The organism is Acidovorax sp. HMWF018 (genome assembly GCF_003061035.1).
Classification (GTDB): Bacteria; Pseudomonadota; Gammaproteobacteria; order Burkholderiales; family Burkholderiaceae_C; genus Acidovorax; species Acidovorax delafieldii.
Genome location: NZ_QAIM01000678.1, coordinates 5,210 through 10,300, shown reverse-complemented (window position 1 = coordinate 10,300; position 5,091 = coordinate 5,210). Strand labels below are relative to the sequence as shown.

Sequence of the window (5,091 nt, the reverse complement as noted above, 5' to 3'; positions counted from 1 at the left end):
GCTCCACCAGCCCAGCTGCACCACTTCGCCACGGCCGAAGCTGGGGAACCAGCCCAGGTGCACCGCAAACACCAGGATCAGCAAGATGCCGATCAGGAAGGTGGGGAGGGACACGCCCAGCAGCGACAGGGTCATGAACAACTGGCTGGTGAAAGTGCCACGCTTGAGGGCGGCATACACGCCCATCGGCACACCAATCACCAGCGCGAGCAGGGCCGCTACGAGGGCCAGCTCCAGCGTGGCCGGGAAGCGCTCGGCAATCAGGCGCGATACCTTGGCGCCCTGGCGCAGGCTCAGGCCAAACTCGCCCTGCGCCGCATTCACCAGAAAGTGCCAGAACTGCACGAAGAAGGATTTGTCCAGGCCGAGGGCGCTGCGCAGCTCGCGAATCTGCTCAGGGGTGGCATCCTGGCCCAACAGGAACACCACGGGATCTCCCACGTACTGGAACAGCATGAAGGAGATGAAGGCCACCGTGACCATGACAATCACAGCCTGTATCAGGCGGCGCAATATAAAGGCAAGCATCAGAGAGTCGAGTGAGTGTTCGATGGAAGTGCCACCGCCACTTTTGGTGGCCGAGGCACTGCGGGTCAATACATCGTCAGATATACCAAAGAAAGCAAGGGCCGCACGGCCCTTGCTTTCAGTCTGTCAAGAATAAATCAGTTCACCTTGACGGTGCGCATGTCCACGCGGTTATCGGCACGGTGCACCAGTTCGATGTTCTTCTTCATGGCCCATGGGATCACCTGGTCATGCAGAGGAATGTGGGACACGGTGTCGTTGGACAGTTGCAGTGCTTCGGTCAGCATGCGGGCGCGCACAGGCGCATCGGTTTCGGCCTTGATGCGGTCCACCAGATAGTCCATGCGCTGGTTGCTGTAGCGGCCCACGTTGTAGTTGCCGTCACCACCTTGGCCCACGGTGCGCACCAGCGATTGCAGGCTGTACAGCGCGTCAAATGTCGGCACGCCCCAGCCCAGCATGTAGATGCTGGCTTCGTAGCGCTGGATCATCGGGAAGTAGTTGACCAGCGGCAGCGTGCGCAGCTTGGCCTTCACGCCCACGCGCGCCCACATCGCTGTCACGGCCTGGCAGATGGCTTCGTCGTTGATGTAGCGGTTGTTGGGGCAGGCGAAATCCACTTCAAAACCATCGGGGTAACCAGCCTCGGCCAGCAGCTTCTTGGACGCATCCACGCTGTACGGGAAGCGCTTGCCCACGGCCTCGGTATAGCCGGCCACTTGCGGCGCCACGATGGTGCCGGTGGGCTTGCCCAAACCGCGCATGATGTTGCGCGAGATGGTTTCGGCATCAATCGCCTGATAGAGGGCCTTTCGCACCCGCACGTCCTTGAGCGGGTTCTTGCCCTTGATGTTCGAGCCCGGGAGTTCTTCGCGGAACTGGTCCATGCCCAGGAAGATCGTGCGGTTCTCCACGCCGTCAATCACCTTCAGGTCAGGGCTGGCGCGCAGGCGGCCCAGATCTTGGGGGGACGGGTCGAGCACCAGATCCACTTCACCCGACAGCAGTGCGGCGATGCGCGTGGCCGCAGACTTGATGGGCGTGTAGACGATCTCGGTCACGTTGCCGTCCATCTTGCCCCACCAGTTGGGGTTGCGCTTGAACACCATCTTCACATCAGGCTGCCACGACTCGAGCGTGTAAGGCCCCGTCCCCATGGCGTTGCGGTGGGCAAAGTTCTCGTCGGTGCCCTTGATGTCTTTGGGCTCTACCGACTTGTTCTTTTCGGCCCATGCCTTGCTCATGATGCGCAACTCGGTCATCTGACGCAACAGCACCGGGTTGGGCGAAGACAGGATCACGTCAAAGTTTTGAGCATCCACCTTCACCACTTTGCTGATGCCCTGTACGTAGGGGGTGAAGTTGGACGTTTTGGCCATGGCCCGCTGGATGGAGTACACGGCATCGTCGGTGGTCAGCGGCGAACCATCATGGAACTTGACGCCCTGGCGCAGCGTAAAACGCACCTGCGTGGGGCTGATCTCCTTCCAGGCTGTCGCCAGCACAGGTTCCACATCGAACGTCTTGCTGTTGTAGTAAACCAAGCTTTCATACACGTTGGCATGAAGGCCGTTTTGCAGCGCGTTATTCTGGGAGTGAATGTCCCAGGTCGAAATTTCCCCCTGACTGGCCCATTTGAAGGGCTTGGCTTGCAGTGATGGCGCAAACAGCAGCGCGGCGGCTGCAGCCACCGCCAAAAGACTGTGGTTGAGTTTCATGGAACCCTCTTGATTAAAAGTTTTACTATGCAGTAAAGGTTGCTCTATAGCCAACGGGAAATCCCTGAATCCCCGGTGCTATGAAGGGCCTATAACTGCGCTGACAGCGCGTCCTTTATGCAAGGTTGGTGCCAGCTAAAACTTTCTTTTTACCTTGTCCACGCGGGCTCATGCCACTGATCACGGCGGCGACATCCCTTCGCCGCTCAGCGACGCGGGGTCAGAGGCACCGCATTGTGGCTTTGCTACCTACCGTGACCTTCTGGCCACCTCGACGGAAGCACTCAACAGAGGGAAATCTTTCGCCTCACAAAACCCATAGGCCTGCATGCGCAGTCAATATTCAGCACATGCACCTCAGGACCGACTCAATCCACCCGAATCGCTACACAGGGAGTGGTACACGACGAGCACACTCACACAAATAATTCGAGAAATAAAAAAGCCGCCCGAAGGCGGCTTTTAGCTTTTATATCAACAACTGGCCAAAGCCAGCTGGCGATATTAGAAGCTGTGACGGATACCGAAGTCGTAACCGTTGGAGTTGCTGTTCACACCAGTCACAGCGCCGTTCAGAGCTTGTGCAGCGCCGTTCTTGTTGCTCACGCGAGCGTACGTTGCGTACAGAGCCGTGCGCTTGGACAGGTTGTGCACGTAGCCCAGAGCCAGCTTGTTCGTGCGTGGATCAGCACCAACGGTGTCGATCTTGTAGGTGGAGTAAGCCAGACGAACTTCGCCAGCGCCCACGGGGATCAGGCCACCCAGCAGGAAGCCCTTGCCGTCGTTGCCGCCGCTGATCTTGTCTTCGTTGTAGTGAGCCATGATCTTAGCCATGCCCAGGTCATATTGACCGCCCAGGTTCCAAGACTTGATGTTGCCAGCCAGGAACTTGGTTTCGGAGAAAGCGATAGCGGCGTTGATGGGGCCGTTAGCGTAACCAGCGCGCAGTGCCAGGCCGTTGCCGTCCTTCTTGTTGGCAGCGTTGCTGTTGTTTTCACCCATGTAATACTGGGCTTGGCCGTAGAAACCACCCAGGTTGCCAGGCAGGAAGTAGCCGATGGAGTTCGAAGCGCGGATGGCGGTAGGGCCGCCCAGGCTGGAGTTCAGGGTTTGGGTGCCGCCCACGCCGAGCGTGCCGAACGGATCGAACACGGTCAGGTTCCAGAATTGGGGGGTGTAGTCACGGCCCAGACGCACTTCACCGAAGCCGCCGTTCAGGCTGACCGTCGAACGACGGTTGAAAGTCAGGCCGCCGCCAGTGCTGGTAGCTGCTTGGTTGTTGGTGTTGGTAACGCTGCCGGTACCGTTGTCGTTGTTCAGACCAGCTTCGAGCCAGAACGAAGCAGCCAGACCGCCACCCAGGTCTTCAACGCCGCGGAAGCCCAAACGACTAGCGGTCAGACCGGAGTTCGTCAGTTGCGACTTGTTAGAGACGCTGCCGGAACCATAGGCATAGGTTGCGTCAACCACGCCGAACAGGGTCACGGAGGATTGAGCCATTGCAGCGCCGGAAGCAGCCAGCACAGCCAGGGCAATCAGGGATTTTTTCATTGCGAGTTACTCCAAGGTTAAACATCGGGCTCCGGTACGGGGGGTCTATGGTGAAAGCACCTGCACAGTCCCGCCGGTTTCCCGGGCCAACCTCCTGGTGGGGAAGTTGCTCTTATTGCACCAGACCCGGACCGGTTTCGCAAAGGAATTCACCCACAATCGCCCCGAAAGGGGAAATTCGTTGCAGTGTTGCAACATTTCAGTGCGCACGGGCAAAATCACGATTGCTGCATGCAACTCCTGTGCCTTGCCTTGTGGTTTTTTGTATCCAAGTGCAATTTGTGTTTCGACACCATTGCCACCCGAAAGCTTTCCATGGACGCTTTTTTGAAAGCCGCAGACAACGCGCTGCGCACACTGTTCGCCCAACCCCGCGCTTCTGAGCAAACACCGGCCCACGGTGTGCCCGAGGCATCGCTCGATCCTGCGCAGAAAAAGCTGGCGGGGGCCCTGATGCGGGTGAACCATGTGGGAGAAGTGTGCGCCCAGGCGCTTTACAGCGCGCAGGCGGCTGTCACCCGCGACCCCGCCCTGCGGGACCACCTGCAGGCAGCAGCGCGCGAAGAAACCGATCACTTGGCTTGGACGCAACAACGCCTGGACGCGCTGGGCGCTCGCCCCAGCCTGCTCAACCCTCTGTGGTTCGCAGGGGCTTTTGCGCTCGGGCTGGTGGCTGCCAAGGTCAGTGACCGGGCCAACCTGGGTTTTGTGGTGGAGACGGAAACCCAGGTGGCCGCGCATCTGCAAAGCCACCTCGACCGGCTTCCCGAACAGGATCAGGCGTCAAGGGCCGTGGTCGCCCGGATGAAGCAGGACGAGGAGCGGCACGCAGACCAGGCCCGCGCCGCCGGCGCACTGGAATTGCCTGCCCCCGTGCGCCTCGCCATGAAAGGCGCCGCCAAGGTCATGACCACCACGGCGCACTATCTTTGACCCCCCAGCTGGTTCACGCGGGCAACAGGTGCACCAAAAACATACGCACAACCACCCGCTCAGTCTGGCAGCCCAGACCATCCCACGACTTCGTCAGGCCTCCAGCACCTCGTAGCCGGTGGTGATGTCGGCCGTCTTGCCCAGCATGATGCTGGCTGAGCAGTATTTGTCATGGCTCATGGCAATCGCGCGCTCCACGGCGGCCGGGGGGATGCCCTTGCCCGTGACGGTGAAATGCATATGAATTTTGGTGAACACCTTGGGGTCGGTCTCGGCGCGTTCCGTCGTCAACTTGACGCTGCAGCCGCGCACGTCATGGCGGCCGCGCTTGAGGATCAGCACTACGTCATAGGCGGTGCAA

Annotated in this window: 5 protein-coding genes; 1 reads left to right on the top strand and 4 read right to left on the bottom strand. The window is 59.7% G+C overall.

Features of this window, described 5'->3' with window-relative positions; translation table 11 throughout:
* The 3 genes from DBR23_RS28750 to DBR23_RS28740 all read right to left on the bottom strand — a co-directional run.
* The coding region (locus tag DBR23_RS28750; protein WP_146191481.1) for an ABC transporter permease at positions 1 to 528 on the bottom strand (528 nt) is incomplete at its 3' end.
* A gap of 137 nt (positions 529 to 665) precedes the next feature.
* A complete protein-coding gene (locus DBR23_RS28745; protein WP_108500312.1) occupies positions 666 to 2,246 on the bottom strand; it encodes an ABC transporter substrate-binding protein in 1,581 nt (526 codons plus the stop codon).
* Positions 2,247 to 2,750: 504 nt separating this feature from the next.
* Positions 2,751 to 3,797, bottom strand: a complete 1,047-nt coding sequence (locus DBR23_RS28740) for a porin (protein ID WP_108500311.1) — start codon at positions 3,795 to 3,797, stop codon at positions 2,751 to 2,753.
* Between the two features lie 315 nt (positions 3,798 to 4,112).
* Here DBR23_RS28740 and coq7 point away from each other — a divergent pair, with 315 nt between their 5' ends.
* Positions 4,113 to 4,730 carry a 2-polyprenyl-3-methyl-6-methoxy-1,4-benzoquinone monooxygenase gene (coq7, locus tag DBR23_RS28735; RefSeq protein WP_060985880.1) on the top strand — a complete coding sequence of 206 codons (618 nt, stop codon included), beginning with the start codon at positions 4,113 to 4,115 and terminating at the stop codon, positions 4,728 to 4,730.
* A 93-nt stretch (positions 4,731 to 4,823) separates the two neighbouring features.
* Here the strand turns inward: coq7 and DBR23_RS32095 are convergent.
* A partial coding sequence (locus tag DBR23_RS32095) for an OsmC family protein (protein ID WP_233250808.1) occupies positions 4,824 to 5,091 on the bottom strand: 268 nt, incomplete at its 5' end.

What these genes read in the sequence shown, in the direction of transcription:
- DBR23_RS28745 (WP_108500312.1), bottom strand. Translation starts at nt 2,246, where the DNA reads ATGAAACTCAACCACAGTCTTTTGGCGGTGGCTGCAGCCGCCGCGCTG.
- DBR23_RS28740 (WP_108500311.1), bottom strand. Translation starts at nt 3,797, where the DNA reads ATGAAAAAATCCCTGATTGCCCTGGCTGTGCTGGCTGCTTCCGGCGCT.
- coq7 (WP_060985880.1), top strand. Translation starts at nt 4,113, where the DNA reads ATGGACGCTTTTTTGAAAGCCGCAGACAACGCGCTGCGCACACTGTTC.